The 20,707-nt window shown below is 64.6% G+C and carries 19 protein-coding genes; 10 read left to right on the top strand and 9 right to left on the bottom strand.

What is annotated here, in order from left to right; translation table 11 throughout:
* Nucleotides 1-12: 12 nt before the first annotated feature.
* Together Q8Q53_RS10375 and rpe are read right to left on the bottom strand one after the other, a co-directional pair.
* A complete protein-coding gene (locus Q8Q53_RS10375; RefSeq protein ID WP_371136541.1) occupies nucleotides 13-1,893 on the bottom strand; it encodes a heparinase II/III family protein in 1,881 nt (626 codons plus the stop codon).
* A 39-nt stretch (nucleotides 1,894-1,932) separates the two neighbouring features.
* Nucleotides 1,933-2,595 carry a ribulose-phosphate 3-epimerase gene (gene rpe / locus Q8Q53_RS10370; protein WP_305701698.1) on the bottom strand — a complete coding sequence of 221 codons (663 nt, stop codon included), beginning with the start codon at nucleotides 2,593-2,595 and terminating at the stop codon, nucleotides 1,933-1,935.
* Between the two features lie 158 nt (nucleotides 2,596-2,753).
* Here rpe and Q8Q53_RS10365 point away from each other — a divergent pair, with 158 nt between their 5' ends.
* From Q8Q53_RS10365 to Q8Q53_RS10335, 7 genes are all read left to right on the top strand, one after another.
* Entirely contained in the window at nucleotides 2,754-2,942 is a 189-nt protein-coding gene (locus Q8Q53_RS10365) for a hypothetical protein (RefSeq protein ID WP_305701697.1), read from the top strand.
* A 41-nt stretch (nucleotides 2,943-2,983) separates the two neighbouring features.
* Nucleotides 2,984-3,640, top strand: coding sequence for a hypothetical protein (locus tag Q8Q53_RS10360; RefSeq protein WP_305701696.1), 657 nt, complete (start codon nucleotides 2,984-2,986; stop codon nucleotides 3,638-3,640).
* Nucleotides 3,637-3,906: a PqqD family protein gene (locus tag Q8Q53_RS10355; protein ID WP_305701695.1), complete on the top strand. Its 270-nt coding sequence runs from the start codon at nucleotides 3,637-3,639 to the stop codon at nucleotides 3,904-3,906. The genes Q8Q53_RS10360 and Q8Q53_RS10355 overlap by 4 nt, the downstream gene beginning before the upstream one ends.
* The gene (locus Q8Q53_RS10350; RefSeq protein WP_305701694.1) at nucleotides 3,893-4,324 is read left to right on the top strand and encodes a lasso peptide biosynthesis B2 protein; all 432 of its coding nucleotides are present in this window, start codon (nucleotides 3,893-3,895) and stop codon (nucleotides 4,322-4,324) included. Before Q8Q53_RS10355 ends, Q8Q53_RS10350 begins: the two co-directional genes overlap by 14 nt.
* 293 nt (nucleotides 4,325-4,617) lie before the next feature.
* On the top strand, nucleotides 4,618-6,519 hold the full coding sequence (locus Q8Q53_RS10345) for an asparagine synthase-related protein (protein WP_305701693.1): 1,902 nt from the start codon (nucleotides 4,618-4,620) through the stop codon (nucleotides 6,517-6,519).
* Nucleotides 6,520-6,525: 6 nt separating this feature from the next.
* Entirely contained in the window at nucleotides 6,526-8,223 is a 1,698-nt protein-coding gene (locus Q8Q53_RS10340) for an ABC transporter ATP-binding protein (protein WP_305701692.1), read from the top strand.
* Nucleotides 8,224-8,348: 125 nt separating this feature from the next.
* Nucleotides 8,349-8,861 carry a DUF2141 domain-containing protein gene (locus tag Q8Q53_RS10335; protein ID WP_305701691.1) on the top strand — a complete coding sequence of 171 codons (513 nt, stop codon included), beginning with the start codon at nucleotides 8,349-8,351 and terminating at the stop codon, nucleotides 8,859-8,861.
* A gap of 46 nt (nucleotides 8,862-8,907) precedes the next feature.
* Here Q8Q53_RS10335 and Q8Q53_RS10330 read toward each other — a convergent pair whose 3' ends face one another.
* Nucleotides 8,908-9,642 carry an NTP transferase domain-containing protein gene (locus Q8Q53_RS10330; RefSeq protein WP_305701690.1) on the bottom strand — a complete coding sequence of 245 codons (735 nt, stop codon included), beginning with the start codon at nucleotides 9,640-9,642 and terminating at the stop codon, nucleotides 8,908-8,910.
* 123 nt (nucleotides 9,643-9,765) lie between these two features.
* Complete coding sequence (locus Q8Q53_RS10325) at nucleotides 9,766-10,866, bottom strand: inositol-3-phosphate synthase (RefSeq protein WP_305701689.1); 1,101 nt, start codon at nucleotides 10,864-10,866, stop codon at nucleotides 9,766-9,768.
* 381 nt (nucleotides 10,867-11,247) lie between these two features.
* Between Q8Q53_RS10325 and Q8Q53_RS10320 the strand changes: the two genes are divergently transcribed.
* From Q8Q53_RS10320 to Q8Q53_RS10310, 3 genes are read left to right on the top strand one after another with little or no spacing between them, the layout of a single operon-like run.
* Entirely contained in the window at nucleotides 11,248-12,183 is a 936-nt protein-coding gene (locus Q8Q53_RS10320) for a CDP-alcohol phosphatidyltransferase family protein (protein ID WP_305701688.1), read from the top strand.
* 39 nt (nucleotides 12,184-12,222) lie between these two features.
* Complete coding sequence (locus Q8Q53_RS10315) at nucleotides 12,223-13,449, top strand: M20 family metallopeptidase (RefSeq protein ID WP_305701687.1); 1,227 nt, start codon at nucleotides 12,223-12,225, stop codon at nucleotides 13,447-13,449.
* 13 nt (nucleotides 13,450-13,462) lie between these two features.
* Complete coding sequence (locus Q8Q53_RS10310) at nucleotides 13,463-13,822, top strand: hypothetical protein (RefSeq protein ID WP_305701686.1); 360 nt, start codon at nucleotides 13,463-13,465, stop codon at nucleotides 13,820-13,822.
* Between the two features lie 566 nt (nucleotides 13,823-14,388).
* Here the strand turns inward: Q8Q53_RS10310 and Q8Q53_RS10305 are convergent.
* From Q8Q53_RS10305 to Q8Q53_RS10285, 5 genes are all read right to left on the bottom strand, one after another.
* Nucleotides 14,389-14,688 carry a GIY-YIG nuclease family protein gene (locus Q8Q53_RS10305; RefSeq protein WP_305701685.1) on the bottom strand — a complete coding sequence of 100 codons (300 nt, stop codon included), beginning with the start codon at nucleotides 14,686-14,688 and terminating at the stop codon, nucleotides 14,389-14,391.
* 85 nt (nucleotides 14,689-14,773) lie between these two features.
* Nucleotides 14,774-15,808 carry a phytase gene (locus Q8Q53_RS10300; protein WP_305701684.1) on the bottom strand — a complete coding sequence of 345 codons (1,035 nt, stop codon included), beginning with the start codon at nucleotides 15,806-15,808 and terminating at the stop codon, nucleotides 14,774-14,776.
* Complete coding sequence (locus Q8Q53_RS10295) at nucleotides 15,808-18,588, bottom strand: TonB-dependent receptor (protein WP_305701683.1); 2,781 nt, start codon at nucleotides 18,586-18,588, stop codon at nucleotides 15,808-15,810. The genes Q8Q53_RS10300 and Q8Q53_RS10295 overlap by 1 nt, the downstream gene beginning before the upstream one ends.
* Nucleotides 18,589-18,692: 104 nt before the next feature.
* Nucleotides 18,693-19,487 carry a LytTR family DNA-binding domain-containing protein gene (locus Q8Q53_RS10290; protein ID WP_305701682.1) on the bottom strand — a complete coding sequence of 265 codons (795 nt, stop codon included), beginning with the start codon at nucleotides 19,485-19,487 and terminating at the stop codon, nucleotides 18,693-18,695.
* 49 nt (nucleotides 19,488-19,536) lie between these two features.
* On the bottom strand, nucleotides 19,537-20,697 hold the full coding sequence (locus Q8Q53_RS10285) for a sensor histidine kinase (RefSeq protein WP_305701681.1): 1,161 nt from the start codon (nucleotides 20,695-20,697) through the stop codon (nucleotides 19,537-19,539).
* Nucleotides 20,698-20,707 lie beyond the last annotated feature (10 nt).

Genomic DNA, 20,707 nt, shown 5'->3' with positions numbered 1-20,707 from the left:
TGGCCGGGCAAATCAGCCCATTTTCTTGAGCAGCCAGGCAAAATTGCCGCCGCCGCGCGAGACCAGTCCCTGCAGCACCAGTTGCTGGATCGGCTGCGGGCGGCCCTGCCCGTCGGCCCAGATGCTTTCCTCGACCGTGATCTGGCCGCCGCCGCTGCGGAACTGCCACAAGCTGCCATCGGGCAGCGCCAGCCCCGCGCCTTGCCCGTCTTCCGACAGGCGCACATCGATCCCCGGCCCCAGGTGGAACCGGATCGCAAAGCCGACCTTGCCGTTGCGGCCCTTGCCGCCAGACGGCAGCAGCAGGTCTTCCCCGCGCAGTTCAGTGCCATCATCACGCAGGATCAGGATGCGGCGATGGGTCAGGCCATAGCGCGCGGCATAGCCGTTGTGGCTCGCCTCCAGCCGGGTCGCGCCTGCACCTTTGGCACCGGCCCCTGGTTGCCCGGCCAGCGTGCGCCGGTCGATATCCACTTCGGATACGCCATTGCCGATCTTGCCGTTGATCAGGATCGCAGTGGAATTGGCATCGTCCAGCGTCAGTGTGGAATGCGCCGCGGTGGCGCGCAGCCCCTGTTCCAACCGGACCGGCATCAGTCCGCCCGCACAGCCCGCCCCGCCGCAGTTGACGATGATCCGGTGGCCGGCATGGCTCAGCTCGAACGCCAGCGTCGATGCACAGCCGGTGCGGGCATGCCGGGTCAGCGGCGGCGGCGCGGCATCGAATTGCAGGATCGCCTTTTGCGCGACGACCCGTTGATAACCCCACTGCCGCACATCGCGCAGCGGGCGCACGCGCACCCCGGTGGCGGCAATCAGCGCGGCCAGTTCATCGGCATCGACCGCCCAGGCCCCCTGCCAGCTGCCCAGCGAGCCATCGCCGTGGGTCAGCGCCAGCAAGGGCGGAACCAGCAGGCTGAGGATCGCTTCCAGCGCGGTCGGCGGATCGGTGCGCAGCGCGTGATAGCAGGCGCGCAGGCGGACCAGCAGGCTGATCGCCTCGATCTGGCCGAGCGGACTGCGCGACAGAACGCCGCCATCGTCGCCCACCAGTTCGCCCAGCGCGCGGATCAGCCCGGCTTCGCCATAGAGGCGGCGCGGCTTGCCATCGGGCAGCAGCAGCCCCGCCGCGACGATCCCGCACCAGCCCGCCACTTCGCCCAGCAGGTCTTCGGCGCGGCTGACGTTCTTGTCGAGCCAGCGGGCGGTATCTTCCAGCGCGGCCAGCACTCTGGCGCGCAGCACCTTGTCGTTGCCCGACAGGATCAGCGGCGCATGGACCAGCCAGTTGAGTTCGCGCGTGCCGGCGTTGGCCACGCTCCACGCCGGACCCTTGCCGGGTTTGGACGGCACTTTGGCATTGGCATTCAGCCATGCCGCCAGCACCCGTTCGGCCACGGGCGCCACTTGTTCGCGCGGGGCGCAGGCTTCCAGATCGGCCAGCCAGGCAAAGCTGTGGACGGCGCGTTCCAGCGGCGGCGCGATCCGCGCGGCCCCGGCAAAATCGATCTGGGTGATCGGCGCCTTGACCCCGTGGACCAGAAAATGCCCAGCCCGCAGCGCAGTCCCCGCAGCGCGGTGGCCGACGAGCGGATTGAGCACGGTGGCGAGCAGGCGCGGCTTGGATTGCTTGCCAAACGGCGTGGTCAGCGCGCTGGCCGGAACGCCCAGCCGATAGGCCAGCCGCACCAGCCGTTCGCCCGCAGAAATCGCCGGCGGGGTGAAATCGGCCAGCGCCAGCGCCCGGCCCGGTTCAACCACTTCGCCTTGCGGCAGGTAAGCATCGTCCGCGGCCGCGCGGTCGCTCACCAGCGCTTCGGCATTGCCCGAATCGAGCGGGATCGCGCGGCCTGAAACAGTTGAACCGGAGTCAGCCGCGCCGTCATTGCCCATCGGTTCGACCCGGCTGGAAGTGACGGTGTCGACCACCGCTCACCCCACCGCCTTCAGCGCGGCGATGTTGGCCGCATAGTGATCCGGCCCGCCCTTGAACGTGGCCGTGCCCGCCACCAGCACATCGGCCCCGGCATCGACGCACAGCTTGGCGGTGGTCACATCGACCCCGCCGTCGACCTCCAGCCGGATGTCGCGCCCGGTCTTGTCGATCATCTTGCGGATCGCCGCGATCTTGCGGAGCTGGCTGGTGATGAAGCTTTGCCCGCCAAAGCCGGGGTTGACGCTCATCACCAGGACCAGATCGATGTCATCGATCAGGTAGTCGAGCGTCTTGGCCGGGGTCGCGGGGTTGAGCGAAACGCCCGCCTGCTTGCCCAGCGCCTTGATCGCCTGCACGGTGCGGTGCGCGTGCGGCCCGGCTTCGGGGTGGAAGGTGATGATATCCGCGCCCGCATCGGCAAAGGCCTGAAGGTAGAGGTCGACCGGCTGGATCATCAGGTGGACGTCGAACACCTTGGCAGTGTGCGGGCGCAGCGCCTTGACCACCATCGGCCCGATCGTGATGTTCGGCACGAAATGCCCGTCCATCACATCGACATGGATCCAGTCGGCCCCGGCGGCATCAATCGCGCGCACTTCTTCGCCCAGCCGGGCAAAGTCGGCAGACAGGATCGACGGTGAAATCAGCGGTGCGGCCATGACGCTCGTGCTTGCTCCTTTTCCGGCGATTACCCACCACATCTTGGGTCAACAAGCCGCGCTGGGGGGTTTTCCACACTGCATGTCGCATGTCCGTAGCTATGCGTAGTGCATTGCGGCAATTGACCTGCCGTGTCGACGCGGGCATCCCCATCGCCATGAGCGAAGCCCCAACACCCGCGCATCCCGCCATCGCCATGCTCGCTCGCGAAACCCGGCTGCGCGAAGGCACGGCCCCGCGCGAAATCGGCGGCGTGACGGTCGGTCCGGGCAAGCAGCGGCTCTTTGATGACTGCTTCATACCGAGAGCGGTTCCCGATACTTCTACCAAATTGGCGAAGGCGTAGTCGCAGATCGTCCCGCCAACTGGGACCCGGCCGAGGATAGTTTGTGGCGGAACGGCAGCGTCTATGCGGCGATTGCCTGCATCAACGGCTTGTACCCGATCCATGCGTCGGCTGTTGCGGTCGGCGGACAAGTCTTCGCCTTCACGGGGCCATCGGGCGCAGGCAAATCGACACTGGTGGCAGAGCTGAGCCGGCGCGGGTTACCCCTGTTCTGCGACGATACGCTGGTGCTGGACCTTTCGCAGCCGGACCGGATCGTCTGTCTGCCGGGGCACAAGCGGCTGAAGCTGTGGCCCGACGCACTCGCCATGACGGGGGCAAAGGCGCAAGATCAAGTCATGGCATCACTGCCCAAGTTCTATGCCGAGCCGGTCGGCGAGGTCGTGACCAATGCGCTGCCCCTGGCGGAATTGTGCTTTCTGGAACACGGATCTCCCCCCCGGATCGAGCCGTTGAGCGGCGGCGAGAAGCTGGTCCGGTTGCAGGACGATCATTATACCACCGAAATGTACCTTGCGGCATCGCGGCCTGACCGGCTGGACCGTTTCAGGCAACTGGCCCAGCTCGCGCGCACCCTGCGCTTGATCCGGTTCGTCCGCCCGCGCGACCGCGAACGGTTCAGCACGGACGCAGCACTTGTTGCCCAACACATTTTGATGCAAGCCGGGGGCAGCAGCCAACCGGATTCGGACCGATGACCAGCATATTATTCAAACGAACCCAGTCTATTTCCGAAACGACCATCGATGACGAAGTAGTTGTCATGGATCTTGCCAATGGAGATTTTTTCTCGCTGACAGGTACGGCGCTGGAAATGTGGAACCTGATCGACGGGACCAGGGACAACGCGGCCATCATCGCTGAACTGGTGGCGAAATTTGCAGTGGCCCCCGACGAAATCGTCGGCGATGTGACTGAGTTCATCGACCAGGCGCTTGCAGCAGGCCTGCTTGAATATCGCTGACTCCTGGCGGCTGCGCATCCGAACCCTCGAAGCGGCGATCCAGCTCTGCAAGGCGCAATGGCAGGTCCGGTTTGTGCCCTTGGGCAAGTGGCGCCAGCAACTGGAACGAAGTGATCGCCCCGCCCGCCACACCGCCCAGCCGGGTGAGGAAACCGCAAGGGAAAGTCGGCGGCTGGCGATTCATATCGAACGCGCCGCACAGCGGTTGCCATTTGAAACCAAGTGTCTGCCCCGTGCGGTCGCCCTGGCCGCAATGCTGCGGGCACGGTGCATTCCCTATCGCCTGTGCATCGCCACCCGCGCTGCCCGGAGTCGCACCGGAACGGATGACCTGCACGCCTGGATTTCCGTGGCGGACCGGATCGTCATTGGGGAACTGCCCGGCGAATGGCACATCCTGCTTGAAATTAAAGGTTAATCCGCGCCGCCGGACCGACGCTCGCACCCGCAACTTCGCAGTTGCGAAAGCCAAGCGATTCGGGCATATAGGGGAAAATACGGATACAGGGGGTCGCAAAATCCGCCCCGAAAAGTAATTCAAGGAGTTAACATAGTGACCAAGAATTCCATCAAGACGGCTTGGTCCAAGCCGGTGCTGAACCGCTTGGGCAAGATCGAAGACGTCGCTGGCGCCAACCCGGTCCCGGTTCAGAACGTGAACAATTCCTAATCTGGCATTTTTGCCTGACTGCTTTGACGGGCTGAGCAACATTGATCGCCCTTTGGCGTGATTGGCGCGGGTCACCCCCGCGCCATTCATCCAGAATAGCGGCGTCGCTGGGTCTGTTTGCCGGACATCCGGCAGCCTTTCATGCTGATGGATCTACGGCTTCGGCATATCTGCCCGGGCTCCGCTTAACCGCGCCAGTTCGCGGCTGGCGGCCGTATCGCTCGGCAAGCGGCTCCACGGTTCTGTTCCACGGCGTCCTGCACAACGCCGATGCACTTTCCGCGCAACTTGGCTTTCCGGCAGCGGATTGGGCCGCGCTTTATGGCGCTGCGGTTGAACGGTGGCAGGATGATGCCGATTTGCGCGTCATTGGCGACTATTGCGCCATCATCGCTTCTGCGCATGAACTGCGCATCGCGCGCAGCCCGTGGAGCGCTCCCCCCCTGCATTTTGCCCATTTTGATGGACAAACGGTAATATCGTCGGTGCCACGCGTCCTGCTGGCCGCCGGACTTCCCGCCGAGCTGGATAAGGTTCGGCTTGCGGACAACCTGCATTTCAACCTGCTGGATCGAAGGCGCGGCTGGTATCGTGACTGTCATCGTGTCGCCGGTGGCAGCGTCGTAAAGATCACGCCCGACGGCGGCGTGAAGGTAAATGACTTTTACGACCCCCGAGAATGTCCTGACATTCGGCTGGCGCGCGACGAAGACTATGTCGAAGCCACCGAGGCCCTTCTGGCTGAAGCGACGGCCAAGGCCCTTGCCGGATCGCACCGGCCCGGCATCATGCTGTCAGGCGGGCTGGATTCACCAATTGTGGCGGCCGAAGCCATGCGGCAACATCCGGACCGACCGCTGCACAGCTTTACCTTTGCGCCTTGCGATGCGTGGCAAGACAATCTGCCTGACGGCTACATGGGGGATGAACGCGAATTCGTGCGCGCGTTTGCCGCCATGCATCCCGCACTGGTGGCGCAATTCACCCAGAACCCGGACACGCACTTCGATTCGCGCTTGACCGAACTGTTCACGGCAATGGGGACCGCGCCCAATCACTTGTGCAACTTTTATGTCTATCATGGCGCGTGGGCCGCGGCCCGCGAGGCGCGATGCGACCTCATGCTGACTGCCGACTTCGGCAATCAGACCTTCAGCAACGAGGGCCGGTGGGCCTATGTCGAATATCTGCTGACCGGCCGCTGGCAGCAACTTTGGCTGGCCCTGCGAGACCGGCCGGGCGACAATCGACCGACCTGGCAAAAGCTTGCCTCGCTCAGCCTCCTGCGCGTGTTGCCAGGGCCGGTCCGCCGCGCTGTCCGTCATGCGCGGCACCCGCAACGCAGCACGATCAATCATCTGATTTCGCTGCTGCCGGCCGCCGAACGGGCCGCAGCGGACAGCAGAGCCACCATGGACGGCGCGCAGATCGATCATGAATATGCAACCACTCGGCAAGAATCTTGCGCCTTCGAATACTATTGGCGCGATTGTGAAGGCGCCGAGGTGCAGCAAGGGTTTGAACAGGTCTACGGGATCCGCCAGGTCGACGTGCCGGCCTATCGTCCGCTTGCGGAATTCTGCGCTGGCTTGCCGACCGATCAGTTCATCCGCGACGGTCAATCGCGCTGGCTTGCCCGCCGCATGGCCAAGGGCAAGCTGCCTGAAATGCAGCGTCGCAACACCCAGATCGGTTGGCACAACGCCGATTGGCACGAACGCCTGACTCCCCGGTTGGCAGAGTTCCGGGCTGAAGCGGACCGCATCGCGGCGCGTCCGGATCTGGCTGAACTGGTCGATCCGGATCAGCTGCGCGCTCTGCTGGACGAATGGCCTGAGCGGGCGCCAACCGCATCGGAAGGGTGGATGCCACTGGCGGCCGGCCTGACGCGCGGACTGCTTACCTCGCGGTTTATTTCCTACGCCACCGGCCGCAACGACTGACCGACCGTGAGCCGTCTGCCCACCCCCCCCCGCCTGTTCGATCCGGCGGAACATGGGCTGGCGGCCAGCTGGCTTGGCTTCCTGATGGTGCTGGGCGCGATTACCGAAGGGATCGGGATCATCCTGCTGGTCCCGCTGCTGACCGTGCTGGGCGATGGTGGCGGCGCAGGCGGCCGCGTGGCCGAGGTCATGGCCCGGCTGGGCGTGCCGATGCGGCTGGACGCGATGCTGGCGCTGTTCGTGGCACTGGTGATCGTCCGGGGGCTGATTACCTATTACCGCTCGCTGGTGGCAATGCGGTTTGAAATGGCGCTGATTGACCGGTTGCGCACGCGCGGCTGGCGATCGCTGCTGCACTGCGACTGGCGGGTGCTGCTGGGCATGCGCCGGTCGAACACCGCCAGCCTGCTGATCAGTCAGGTCGATCAGGCCGGATTGTTCGTCAATCAGGCGATCCTGGCGATTGCCACGATGGTCACGCTGGGCGGGATCGGGCTGGCCGCGCTGGCCATCTCGCCGCAGTTGACCACCGGCGCGCTGATCGCGGGCACGCTGGTGCTGCTGGCGTTCCACGGCATGCGCCGCCGCGCCGCACTGCTGGGCGATGCGCTGGGGCAGGCCTATGGCCGGATCTACAGCCAGCTGAACGAAGGGCTGGGCGCGCTGCGCGTAATCAAAAGCCTGGGCCGCGAAGACCGCGCCGCCACCGATCTGGCCGATCAGTTCGTCGATCTGCGCCGCGCCCAGCTGGATTATCAGCGCGATCTCGGCCGGGGCCAGATCGCCTTGCAGGGCGGCGGCGCGATCGTGCTGGCAGTGCTGGTCTGGGCGGCGCTGGAACGCTGGGATGCCGATGTCACGGTGGTCCTGCCGATGGTCGCGCTGTTCGCCCGCGCGCTGCCGCTGCTGGGCCTGCTGCAACAAGCCGGACTGACCTGCGCCCACGCCCGCCCCGCCGTGAATGCCGCGCTGGAGCTGATTGCCACCGCCGAAGCCGCCCGCGAACCAGACGCCGATCCGGCTGCGGCACCGCTGCTGACCAGCGCGATCCGGCTGGATGCAGTGACCCTGCGCTTTGGCGATGGCGCGCCCGCGCTCGACGGCGTGTCGTGCGCCATCCCGGCGCGCGGTGTGGTTGCGCTGACCGGGCCGTCTGGTGCGGGTAAGTCCACTTTGGCCGACCTGCTGGGCGGCTTGCTCTCGCCCGATACCGGCCAGGTGCGTGTCGATGACACCGAACTGGACGGTGCGGCGCGGCGAGCGTGGCGCAGCCGGGTGGCCTATGTCCAGCAGGACCCGGTGCTGATCAGCGGCACGATCCGCGACAATCTGCGCTGGGCCGCCGCCGAAGCCGACGACGCCCGGCTGGAACAAGCGCTCCGCGATGCCTCTGCCGCGTTCGTGCTCGACCTGCCGGAACGGCTCGATACCGTGGTCGGCGACGGCGGGCGGGCCTTGTCCGGCGGGGAACGGCAACGCCTGATGCTGGCGCGGGCGCTGCTGCGCAATCCGGCGCTGCTGATCCTGGATGAAGCGACCAGCGCGCTGGACGCATCAAACGAAGCCCAGGTTTCCGCCGCGATCGAGGGGCTGCGCGGCCGAATGGCAATCGTGATCATCGGCCATCGCGGCGCGCTGCTGGATCTGGCCGACCACGAAATTCGGCTTGAAAACGGACGCATCGTCGGGCCTTTGTCCCAATAATGCCCAATTCAGTCGATATTCACGCGCCGAATCGCAAAAGGGAGCGGTATCGGTCGTCGTGCCGAATTGTTGTTGCGTCCGGGCCTGTCCCAACCCCGGGCTGTTTGCAGACAGGATCAATGCCCATGAAAATGCCGAACGGTTGGCGTGCTGTGGCCGCCGCGATCGCGCCGGTCGCACTCGCTTCTGCCGCGCTGATGGCCACCAGCGCCACGGCTTCGGAAGGCGCACCAACGCCGCCGCCGGGCTGCACCGGCACGCCTAGTCAGACGTGGCTCAATGTCGTTGCAGACGGCATGAAGAACGGTGACGGCTTGCTGGCGGTGACGCTCTATGCGGACAATCCCAGCAAGTTCCTGGTCAAGCGCGGCTCGCTTTACGTCGGCCGCGTCAACGCGACTGCCGGAACCACGCGCGCCTGTATCTTCGTGCCCAAGCCGGGGGTCTATGCGCTCGCGCTTTACCATGACGAAAATGCCAACCAGTCGTTCGACCGGACGGGGGTTGGCTTTCCGGCAGAAGGGTTTGGCTTCACCAACAATCCGGCGACACTGGCAGGCCTGCCGGCGTTCAAGTCGGTGCGTCTGAACGTGCCCAAAGCGGGGCTGACCACCCGCATCCAGATGAAGTATCCGTAAAATCCGTGCTGGCGGGGTCGGCACACGCCGGTCCCGCCGCAGGCGGTTATCCGTAGATTTCGGGAAGTTCGGCCGGGGCCTGTGCCTCGGCCAGGTCGTGCGCGCGCGGATCGTCGACGTCCAGCCACCAGGCGGTGCCGATATCCATCGTCGCCGCCCGGCCCGCGTCGGCCAGCCGCTGCATCCCTTCTGACAGGCTGCCAGCCTGCCCGGCATCGATTGCCGCCTGGATCGCCTGCGCCAGTTCCGGCGTGGCCAGAAATGCGCCGCAATCGACCGCATCGTATTGCGCAATCGTCTTGCCGATGGCGCGGATGAACCCAGCCGCGTCCAGTTGGACCCAGGTCGCGTCATCCGGATCGACCAGCGGATTGTCACAGCGCCGGTCAATCGCCAGCGTCACGCCGCGATCTGCCCCGCCCGCCTGCGCGAGATCCCGCAGGATCGGCGCGGAAAAGATATGGTCGGACATCATCAGCAGGTAATCGCCGTCGATCACGCTGGCTCCGGCCATCACCGACCAGCCGTTGGGCTTTGACCAGTCCGCAACCCGCTGCGGCACCACCGCAATCCCGGTGCGCTGCGCCAGTGCGGGCAGTGCCGCTTCCAGTCGCTCAGCCTCATGCCCGGTGACCACGACCACCCGCTGCACCCCGGCGGCCTTGGCCTGCCGGACGCCCAGTTCCAGCAACGGAATCCCGGCGACCGGCGTCATCGGTTTGGAATCCGAGATTTCGCGCAGGCGGCTGCCGAACCCGGCAGCAATGATCAGGGCGTCCATACAGTGTCCCGGAAATAGCGAGGAGCGAACTTTGGCAAGCCGCCGCGCGGCGGCGTTACACAAAGCGGCGCCGGTCAGCCTGAACCGACCGGCGCCGCCAGTATGCGTAAACCCGGCTTGCGCTTATTCAGCGGCGAGCGCAGCTACGGACGCGTATTCGTCGACCATGTGCGCGGCCACGTCATCGTTGAACTGCTGCGGCGGATGCTTGCAGAAATAGGCCGACGGACCGATCAGCGCCCCGCCTTCACCGCGTTCCAGCGCGACCTTGCAGCAACGGATCGCATCCATCACGCACGCGGCCGAGTTCGGGCTGTCTTCCACCGAAAGGCGCAGTTCCAGGTTCATCGGCACGTTGCCCCACTGGGTGCCTTCAAGGCGCAGGAAGCACAGCTTGTTGTCCTTCTGCCAGGGAACATAGTCCGACGGACCGACGTGGATGTTTTCGTCAGCCAGACGCGTGGCCAGCATCGCCTGCACCGCTTCGGTCTTCGATTCCTTCTTGGAACCCAGACGCTGACGGTCCAGCATGTTCATGAAGTCGGTGTTGCCGCCGGTGTTGAGCTGATACGTGCGCTCAACCGTCACGCCGCGGGCGGCGAACAGGCTGGACAGCACGCGGTGGACGATCGTGGCGCCGATCTGGGCCTTGATGTCGTCACCAACGATCGGCACGCCGGCGGCGCGGAAGCGGGCTTCCCATTCCGGACGGCTGGCGATGAACACCGGCATGCAGTTCACGACTGCAACCTTGGCTTCCAGCGCGCATTCCATGTAGAATTCGGTGGCGTCCTGCGAACCGACCGGCAGGAAGTTCAGCAGCACTTCGGCGCCGGTTTCCTTCAGCGCGGCAACCACGCTTTCCTTGGTCGCTTCGGGCGCGTCGGCCACGATGAAGCCCTTTTCGCCGACCGTGGTCATGTGCGGGGCGACGCCATCGGTCACGCGGCCCATCATCACCTTCGCGCCGGTGGCGGGAACGTTGGGCATGAACACGGTGGTGTTGTTCGGCATGGCAAAGATCGCTTCGGCGATGTCCTTGCCAACCTTGCGGGCATCGACGTCGATCCCGAGCACGAACTCGGCATCACCAGCGCCGTAACCGCCGATCTTGTCGTGGATCAGACCTTCCGACGAGTTGTTCTGGCGGTAATAGGCAACGCCCTGCACCAGCGAACTGGCGCAGTTGCCGACACCGATGATGGCGACCTTGATAGGCTTCATTTTGGTTCGATCCCTTCCGAACGAAACAGCGGGGTTTAAGCGAATCCCGCCTCATTGTGAAATCGCGCGCCAAAAGCAAGAAGTTTAGCGCGCGTCAAGCGGATTGGCGGGGCATATCCGTCATTACGGCGGACCGCCATCCCGCCGCTGCGCCCCGGAAAAACACCCTGCTTTACGATTCGCAGCGCAGAAACAGCCGACCTGCGGCAAGCGCCCCTGCGCACAGGCCATTGCCGCGACCGACATGAACCTGGGCTTTCCCGCACGCTATGCTGCAATTAATTGCGGCGACAAGCGCGCCTAGACCCTGTCAACGCCGGTTGGAGCGCATATAAGAGCGACCAAAGCACGCCAACGGGCGACACAGGAATCGGGGCAAACGTGGCAGGACAGGCCGGATCGGCAAAGCAGGGCGGCAACGGGGACGCGGCACCAAAGGGCGCACCGCAGCGCCCACAGCGTCCGCGCGAATTGCAGGACCCGCTCAACCATTACCTCTATCACCCGCTCGCCTGGCAGCTGGCGCGGAAGCTGGCGCATACGCCGCTGACGCCCAACATGGTGTCGGTGTTCGGCGCGCTGATGGTGATTTCGGCCTCGGTTGCCTACACCAGCCTGTCCTATCCGGTGTCCGCCGCGCTGGGGATGGCGCTGCACATGGGCTGGCACGTGGTCGATGGGGCCGACGGCGATCTGGCGCGGTTGACCGGGCGGTCCAGCCCGATTGGCGAGATGGTGGACGGGCTGTGCGACTACCTCAGCCATATCGTGCTGTACCTGGTGCTGGGCTGGTGGCTGTCCGGCACCGGCGGCACGTTCAGCGGCGGGGCGGCGTGGGGGCTGATCGTGTTCGCAGGGATCAGCCACGCGGTTCAGGCCAACCATGTCGAAGTGCAGCGCCGCCAGTATCAGTGGTGGGTCTATGGCACGCCCTGGCTGCGCCATTCGCACGACGCGCAGGATTCGGCGACCTCGCGGACGATGTTTTCCGGGCTGGTGTCGGCCTATCTCAACGTCGCCAGCGGGATGACCCCCCACGCGCTGCGGGTCGACGCCGCGGTTGAGGCGGCGGCGGGGGACCGCGCCCGGCTGGATGCCATCGCCGCCGCCGTCCGGGCAGAGGCACCGCCGCTGCTGCTGCTGTGCAAGATCCTGGGGCCGAACCCGCGCGCGATCGTGCTGGGGGCGTCGATGTTCGCGGGCAGCCCGGTGTGGTACATGCTGTACCAGTCGGTGGTGCTGAACGTGCTGCTGGTCGTGTCGGTGCTGCTGCACAACGCGGCGGCGCGGCGGATTGCGGTGAAGATAGGCGCCTGATCTCTCGACAGGGCGCGGCGGGTGCGTATCATGCCGCCCATGCTAACTGAACCTTTGGCCACACCCCTGCTCGAAGCCGCCCGCGCCATCGCGGATGACATCACCGCCCTGCGCCGCGCGATCCATGCGGAGCCGGAGCTGGGCCTGCACACCCCCCGCACGCGTGACAAGGTCCGCGCCGCGCTGGCGGGCCTGCCGCTGGAGTGGCGGGAAGGCCCCTCCACCACCGGCCTCGTCGCCACGCTGAAAGGCGGCGCGGGAGCGGGGCGCTCGGTCCTGCTGCGCGGCGACATGGACGCGCTGCCCATGCCGGAGGAAACCGGCCTGCCCTTTGCCTCCACCATCCCCGGCACGATGCACGCCTGCGGGCACGATGCCCACACCGCGATGCTGGCGGGCGCGGCACGGGTGCTCTGCGCGCGGCGCGATGCCTTGCGCGGCGAAGTGCGGTTCATGTTCCAGCCGGGCGAGGAAGGGCACCACGGCGCGCGCTTCATGCTGGATGATGGCCTGCTCGGCGGCGGCGCACACGGCCCGCTGCCCGATGCCGCGTTCGCCCTGCACGTCATGCCCAACGCCCCGCACGGACTGGTGACGGGCAAGGCCGGGCCGTTGATGGCGGCGGCGGACCAGCTGGAGATCACCGTGCGCGGCGCGGGCGGCCACGCCTCCATGCCGCATCAGGCGCACGATCCGGTGCCCGTGGCGTGCGAGATCGTCACCGCGCTGCAAACGCTCGTCACCCGCCAGTTCGATGCGCATGACCCCGTGGTCGTCACCATCGCCCGGATCGAGGGCGGCACGGCGCATAACGTCATTGCCGACTTCGCGAAGCTGAAAGGCACCATGCGCACCCTCTCCCCCCGCCACCGCGCGCGGCTGCACGCGGCGGTGCAGCAACTCGCCACCGGCATCGCCAGCGCCCATGGCCTCAGCGCGGACGTGGTGATCGAGGAAGGCTTCCCCGTCACCATCTGCGATCCCCGCGCGGTCGATCTGGCCGAAGCCGCCGTGACCGACCTGTTCGGCGCCCCCGCCTGGCGGCGGCTGGAACGCCCGATCATGGGCGCGGAGGACTTCTCCTATGTGCTGGAACAAGTCCCCGGCGCGATGCTGTTCCTGGGCGTCTCGCACGAAGGCGAGGACTGGACCCAATGCTGCGGCATCCACTCCACCCGGATGCTGCTGGACGAAGCCGTCCTGCCCCAAGGCACCGCGCTGCTGGCCGGGCTGGCGGAGCGGTTTCTGGAGCGGGGGTTTGGGTAGGGGGTACGATCAAGTGCAAGCGGCAGATATTGCGCAGGCCATTGCTGGCGTTCCATGGCTCGAATTCATCAAGACCGCCGCACCTGCAGCCACAGCCGTGATCGCTTTCCTAGCCCTGCGAAACTGGCAAAAGCAGGACCGGGCAAAGCGGGAGGCCGAGTTTCTCGATCAGATCGTAGATGCTGTTCACCTATATATCGTGGAGATGCAAAGGCCGGTCGAGCTGTTGCGCATGGCAAAAATTGGAATGAAAAGCCATGTCAAAATTTGGGAGGAAGGAAGTGAAGACGAAAAGAAAGTATCTGGAGCCATTGAATACATAAAAAACATGGAGAACGGGATGGTAAACGCCTTTTGGAAGCCCTTTCCATAGTGGAAGTTTCCACCGTTAAGCTAAAATCTCTTGCGGCAAAAGGTCAGATATTTAATTTTAATGAATATCTGAATTGTTACGATTCGATAGTAAAGCTGACATGGCACGTGGGTCGCCTGCATTCCTTTTACTCGATAATTGAAACCCCTACATGGGACTGGGAAATACCCGAGGTCCGACGTCTTCTTACCAAGGTAATGGCCATAGATCCGGACGAGATCATCCGAGATTTAAGCGCTAACAATGTTGCGATAATTCAATTTGCCCGGAGCACATACGGACGCATCTACGGCTAAAAACGGCAGATAACGCATCACAATCATGAGCCTTTTCGGTTAAGTCAGCCACAAGCAAAATGTCGCGCCACCAAAGTAAGCGGGACCCCGGATCAAGTCCGGGGTGACGTTTTGGCTTGGAGGGGGGTTGCCGCTGTATTCAAGGGCGGGTTTGGGCCGGGCGATTGGTTAGGGCTGGGTTATCAGGTTGTAACCGCCACTCTGCCCACATCACCGTCACCCCGGACTTGATCCGGGGTCCCGCTTCGTCCTCACCCCAGCCCCACAAGCTCAAATCAACACATCGAACAGATCAACCCACTGCGGGTTCGCGCGTTCAATCAGGTCAAACTTCCATTCCCGCCGCCAGCGCTTCAGCCGCTTCTCATGCGCGATGCAGTCTTCGATGGAGTTGCCCTGTTCGGCCCAGACCAGCCGGTGCAAGCCATAGCGGGCGCAGAAGTCCGATCCGCTGCCCTGCCGGTGCTGGTAGATGCGCGCCGGAAGATCGGCGGTGACGCCAACATACAGGGTCCCGCGATAGCGGTCGGCCATGATGTAAACCCAGCCGCCTTTATGATCGCGATCCATGGGGTAAGTTCAAAAGGAAGCGGGACCCCGGGTCAAGCCCGGGGTCCCGCTGTTCTTCTGGCGCTAAGGGCCGCAGGTGTTACCGCTACTTCCCAGCCTCCACCGCCGCCTTCACCGCCCGCCACGACACCAGCTTGAAGTTCTGCGCCGCCGGGGCGTTATCGCCGTCCTGCGCCACAAACAGGCCTTGCGGGAAGGCGCGGCCGAAGTTGCCGGGGGCGAGGGCGATGCCGTCGGTTTCTTCTACCGACCCCAGCGCCCCTGCGCCGATGCGGAAGCGGCCGGCGGGGGTCATGCCGGGCAGGCGGTAGAGGGCATAGGCGTTGTCGCCCTGGCTCGACGCGACCAGCAGGCCGCCCTTGCGGCCTTGCGGCATGAGCGCCAGCCCTTCGACGTCGGCGACGAGGTGCGCGCCGTCCACCGGTGCGACCAGCTGGCCCTCCACCGGGGCGTCGGCGCGGGCGGCGAAGGACCAGATGCCGCGATCTTCCTCACCCACATAGAGCGTCCGCGTGCGCGGATCGGCGACGCAGCCTTCGGTCTGGGTGGCAAGGCGCAGGGTGCGCACGATCTGGCCGCTGGGGGTCTTGCCCGACAAGTCGATGCGGACCTGATGGACCGCGCCGTCCTTCAGCACGGAAAACGCATCGAAGCCCGCAGCGGTGCGCAGCAGGCACACGCCGTAAGCCTCGCCCGCGCCGCCGCTGACCGTGCCCAGCGCGGCGAGCGCGCCGGTGCGGGGGTTCAGCCGGTAGAGCCGCAGCAGGGCACTGGCGGGATCGTTGCGGTCTGACGCGACCACGATCACGCCGCGCCGCCCCAGATCGAGCAGATCGACGTTGTTCAGCCGTCCGGCGGGTTCGAAGTGGCGGGTCTGGCCATCGAGGCCATAGACGTAGAGCCCGGCCTTCTTGTCTGTCCCCACGATCAGGCTGCGCGCGGGGGCCGCCGGGTTGCGCCAGATCGCGGGATCATCCGCCGCGTCGTCGTTGGCGGTGCCGACGGGGGTGGTTTCCGCGCTCGCCGTGACGGAAACGGTCTGGGCCAGCCCTGCCGAAGCAAGGCTGGCCAGCGCGGCGGCGGCAAGGAAGGTTGCCGCCGCCGATCCGGATCGGCGCATCAGAAGTTCACCCGGATGCCGCCCGAATAGCGGCGACCGAAGCGTTCGTATTCAATCGTGTAGCTATCCGTGAACGGGGTCGGCGTGCCGGTGGCGGTCAGCAGGTTGCCCGGTTCGGCATAGCGGCGGCCGGGCTTGTTCAGCAGGTTTGACGCATCGAAATAGATTTCGACGTTCTTGTTGATGGCATAGCGGGCCGAGAAATCGAGTTCATCATCCGCCGCCCAGAACGTATCGCCCGCGTCGGCCAGATCGTCGGCAATGCCGTCCATCCAGGTGCTGCGGCGCTGGTACTGGAGCCGCAGCGACAGGCCATACTTTTCATAGTAGCCGCCGACGTTGTAGACCACGTCCGACGTCCCCGGCAGGCGCACCTTGCGCGCCGGAACCGCGCCGATCGCAGGCTTGGTCACTTCGCTGTCGTTGAGCGTGAGGTTGGCCGAGATGCCGAAGCCGCCCATCCATTCGGGCAGACCGAGCTGTTCGGTCCAGGGTTCAAGCTGCAGCTGCGCCGCCACTTCGGCCCCGAACACGCGCCCGTCGCCGCCGTTGGTGATCCCGCTGAAGATATACTCGGAGCGGTCGACCCCGTTGCTGTTCAAGGCATCCGATCCGAACGTTCGGGTCTGGGAATAGAGCACGTCCTTGACCTTCTTGTAGAACACCCCGGCCATCAGATAACCCTGCGGACGGACGTACCATTCGACATAGGCATCGACGCCATAAGCGCGTTCCGGCTTCACGCCCGGATTGCCGCCGGACACCGTCTGGTTGATGTCGTTGACGGTCACGTTGGGGCGCATCTGGTCATAGTCAGCCCGCGCCGCGCCGCTGTTGAACGACACGCGCAGCTTCTTGGTATCGTCCAGGTTGTAGTTCACGTGCAGGCTGGGGAAAGCCAGCGTCTGGCTGTTTTCCGCCGTCACCGGGCCGGTCACACCGCCCACGGTGGCAACAGCAATGCCGCGATTGCGCAAGTGTTCAAGGCGCACGCCGCCCAGCACCGAACCCCAGTCATACTTGACCGTGCCCATCACAAACCCGGCGAACACCTGTTCGCGCACATCATAGATGTTGCCGGTGTTGGGCGTGAACGCGAAATTGGCGCGCACAGCATCGGAGGCCGCCTGCATTTTGGCCTGATCGAAGTAGCGGAAGGTATAGCCCATCGGCAATTTGCCCAGAAACGCCTGATCGAGCGAGAACTGGTTGTAGTCCGTCGGGATACCGATCGTGGTGTACTGCGCGGCAGAGTTCACAACTGCGCGCGATTCATCGACGGTCTTGGTGCGCTGATCGAACTGGAAGCCCAGCTTGATCGTGGCATCGCCGCCCAGCAGGCCGGTTTCATGGCCCAGCACCAGCTTGGCGGTATAGGCCTTGGTCGTGTCGATGGCATCGATCACCGTCAGGCCGGTCAGCGGCTTGGTGAAGCTGTCGATGGCGCTCACCGCATCGCCGCGCTGGTAACGGGTCGGGCTGCTCAGCTGGAGCGTGCGGAACAGGCTCAGGCGGGCAAGCTGCGGGTTGGTGAAATCATAGGCCACGGTCGGCCGCAGGGTGCGCGTGCTGGGGCTGTCCCAGGTGGTTTCGCCGACAACCGAGCGGTCATCCTTGGATTCGGTGAAGTTGCCCAGCCATGACAGCGTCCAGCTATCACCAAGGGTGTGGTCACCGGCCAGCGTGTTGGTGAAAATCGACTGCTGGAAATAGCGCAGCGTTGAGCGCTGACGGATGTCGATGCCGTAAATCGTGCCCTTCAGCGGCGTGTTGCCGATGCAGACATCGGCATAACCGGTGGTGGTCGGCGTGGGGTTCACCGCCGTATCGCAGGCGGCGGTATTGGCAACCAGATCGCTCTGCCGGTCATCAAGGTCGAAGCGGTAGTTGTCGCGCGCTTCGTCGTCGGTGAAGATGGTATAGACCGACCGCAACGAGATCGTGTTGTCGGTGTCCGGTTTCCAGTCGAGGCGGCCAGACACGGACCAGTTCTTGCGGGTCAGGCGATAGAGCTTGTTTTCCGTCTCTTGCGCCCAGAACCGCGTGGCGCTGCCGGGGCGTTGATCCTGGCTGACGCGTTCCCAGTCGATCTCGAAGTTATCCGTGATCATGCCGCGCTGGTAATAGCTGCCCGAAACGAGCACGCCGATTTCACCGTCACCGGCCTTGAAGCGGTTCGAAACGACCAGCGAGCCTTCGTATTCCTTGCGGTCGCCCAGTTCGGCAAAGCCCATGCCGGCCTTGCCCGCCACGTGCAGTCCGGCATAGTCGAAGGCCGAACGGGTAACGACGTTGACGTTGCCCGAAACCGTCTCGCCCGGCATTTCGGGCGTCACGGCCTTCGATACGATGATCTGGCTGGCGATCGCCGACGGCACCGAATCGAACCGCGCATCGCGGCCTTCGGGGCTGACCACGTTGATCCCGTCAAAGCTGAGCGTGGTCCAGTAATTGGGGGCACCGCGCAGACTGATATAGCGGGCCTGACCCTGATCGCGCTCCACGGCGACACCCGGCAGGCGGCCAGTGGCCTGGGCAATGTTCTGATCGGGCAACCGGCCCACGCCATCCGACGCGGCAACCGTCACCAGCGAATCGGCATTGCGCTGGGTGCGCAGCGCAGCGGCTTCCGATTCTGCAATCGGACGCGCGCCGGTCACGACAATCGCGTCCGCTTCGTCGGCCGCTTCCTCGGCATGGGCCGGAACGAGCGGCAGCAGCGCTGCCGCGCCGGTCAGCAGAAGGCTGCGAAAACGGATAATCGGTTGCGGAAAATTCATCGGTAGGCCCCTGAACAGTTTTTGTTTCAGGGGCAGCACCTAGGCAGGGTTGATGACGGGTCGGGGTCAGATCAATGGCAGTTCCATGACACCAGGCGGCATCATCAGTGCACAAACCGAGCGACCACATCGCGATAGCTGCGTGACACTTTGACGTCTGCCCCGGATTCCAGGATCAGGAAGCATTCGCCGTTGGTGTGCGGCTTGACCTGGCGGACCTGGTTGAGGTTGACGATCCAGCTGCGGTGGACCCGCTGGAACACGCGCGGGTCCAGCCGGCGTTCCAGGTCCTTCATCGTTTCGCGCAGGATCAGGCTGTTGTCAGCGGTGTAGATGCACATGTAATCGCCCGCCGCCTCGATCCGCTCGATCGAATCGACATCGACCCGGAAGATCTGGCCGCGATCCTTGATGTTGATCAGCTTTTCATAGCGCGCGGTGCCTTCGCCATCGTCGGGCATCGCCTCGATCGCATCGGGCGCGACTTCGGCCAGCACGTTCTTCAGCTTTTCAGCCTCTTCGGCGCCGCGCTTTTCGGCGATCCGGGTGCGGACGCGTTCCAGCGTATCGGCCAGCTTGTCCTCGTCCACCGGTTTCATCAGGTAGTTGACCGCGTTGGCCTCGAACGCGCGGACGGCGTGTTCCTGATAGGCGGTGACGAACACGATCAGCGGCGGTTCGATTTCCATCACGCCCTTGACCACGCTGAACCCGTCGAACCCCGGCATCTGGATATCGAGGAACACCAGATCGGGCTTTTCGGTCTTGATCTTGCGGATCGCCTCGCGCCCGTTGGAGCAGGTGTCGATGATCTCCACATCGGGGAACTTTTCCAGCCGGAGCGCCAGCCCCTGGATGGCAAGCTTTTCATCATCGACGATGATCGTGCGAATAGTCATGGCGTTTCAGATCCTGTTCGCCGCAAAGATGCGACGCGGGGTATATCTCTCAGCCTGCGAGGGCCGGGCGCCGCTGTTCCGGCATGGCGGCTGGCGCGGCTTCGCGGCGTTCAAACGGTAACTCGATCAACACGGCAAACCCGCCATCTGGCGGCTCCATCGTTTCGAACCGGTGCTGGTCGCCGTAAGCCTGAGCCAGCCGGTCACGAATGTTGGCCAGACCCACGCCGGTTGAAACCGGTTCACCGCCATCGAACGTCACGCCGCTCAACCTGTTGCTGGCAGCGCTCATTTGCAATCCCGGTCCGGTGTCCGAGACGACGATGCGAAGGTTCTGGCCGACGAGTTGCGCGGCGATGGTGATTTCAGCCCCGGCCTCCTGCGTGCTGACCGCATACTTGATCGCGTTTTCGACCAGCGGTTGCAGCAGCAGCGATGGCAGCAGCGCCTGCTCGGTCATCGGATCGATCCTGAAACTGGTGCGCAGCCGCTCTTCAAACCGCATCCGTTCGATATCCAGATACAGCTTCAGCGTATCCACTTCCTGCGCCACGGTGACCCGCCCGGTCGGCTCGTTCACCAGCGTATAGCGCAGGAACGAGGACAGGCGGCTGAGCATCGCGTTGGCCGGCTCGGTCTGTTTCAGCAGCACCAGCGTGGAAATCGAATTGAGCGTGTTGAACAGGAAATGCGGGTTCAGCTGATAGCGCAGCATCGCCAGCTGGGCCTGGGTGGCCTGGCTTTCCAGCTGGATCAGCTGATCGTTCTGCTCCTCGATCTGGAGGAAGAAGTTGATCGCGTAATAAAGCGCAGACCACGCCCCCAGCAGCGTCGCGTCGAGGTAGAACAGTCCGATGAACCGCTGTGCGAAACCAACGGTCGCACCGCCGTAATACAGCTCGTTCACCCATGCGTCGATGAACGCATAAAGCGCCACCGCGAACGGCAGCATCAAGGCGGTCACGCTCCAGGTAATCAGCGGTCGCCGGGTAATCAGATGGCGATAGACGACCGACAGGATCAGCGTGATCGAAAACCCGGTCAGCGTGGAAATCAGCACCAGCACCAGGAACGATAGCGACAGTCCGTTGGCCAGCCCCGACATCGCGCGCAGCAGCATCGCCCCGCCCCAGCCCAGCGCCTGCAAGCGCCAGAACGCGCGGTTCTTGTTGGCGAAGAACGGGGTCGGGCGAAAGGGCAGCACAGCCATAAGCGCGTTC

Origin of the sequence: Novosphingobium sp. (assembly GCF_030699305.1) — a bacterium.
Classification (GTDB): domain Bacteria; phylum Pseudomonadota; class Alphaproteobacteria; order Sphingomonadales; family Sphingomonadaceae; genus Novosphingobium.
The sequence above is the reverse complement of the archived record's forward strand: the minus strand, read 5'-3'. Positions and strand labels throughout refer to the sequence as shown.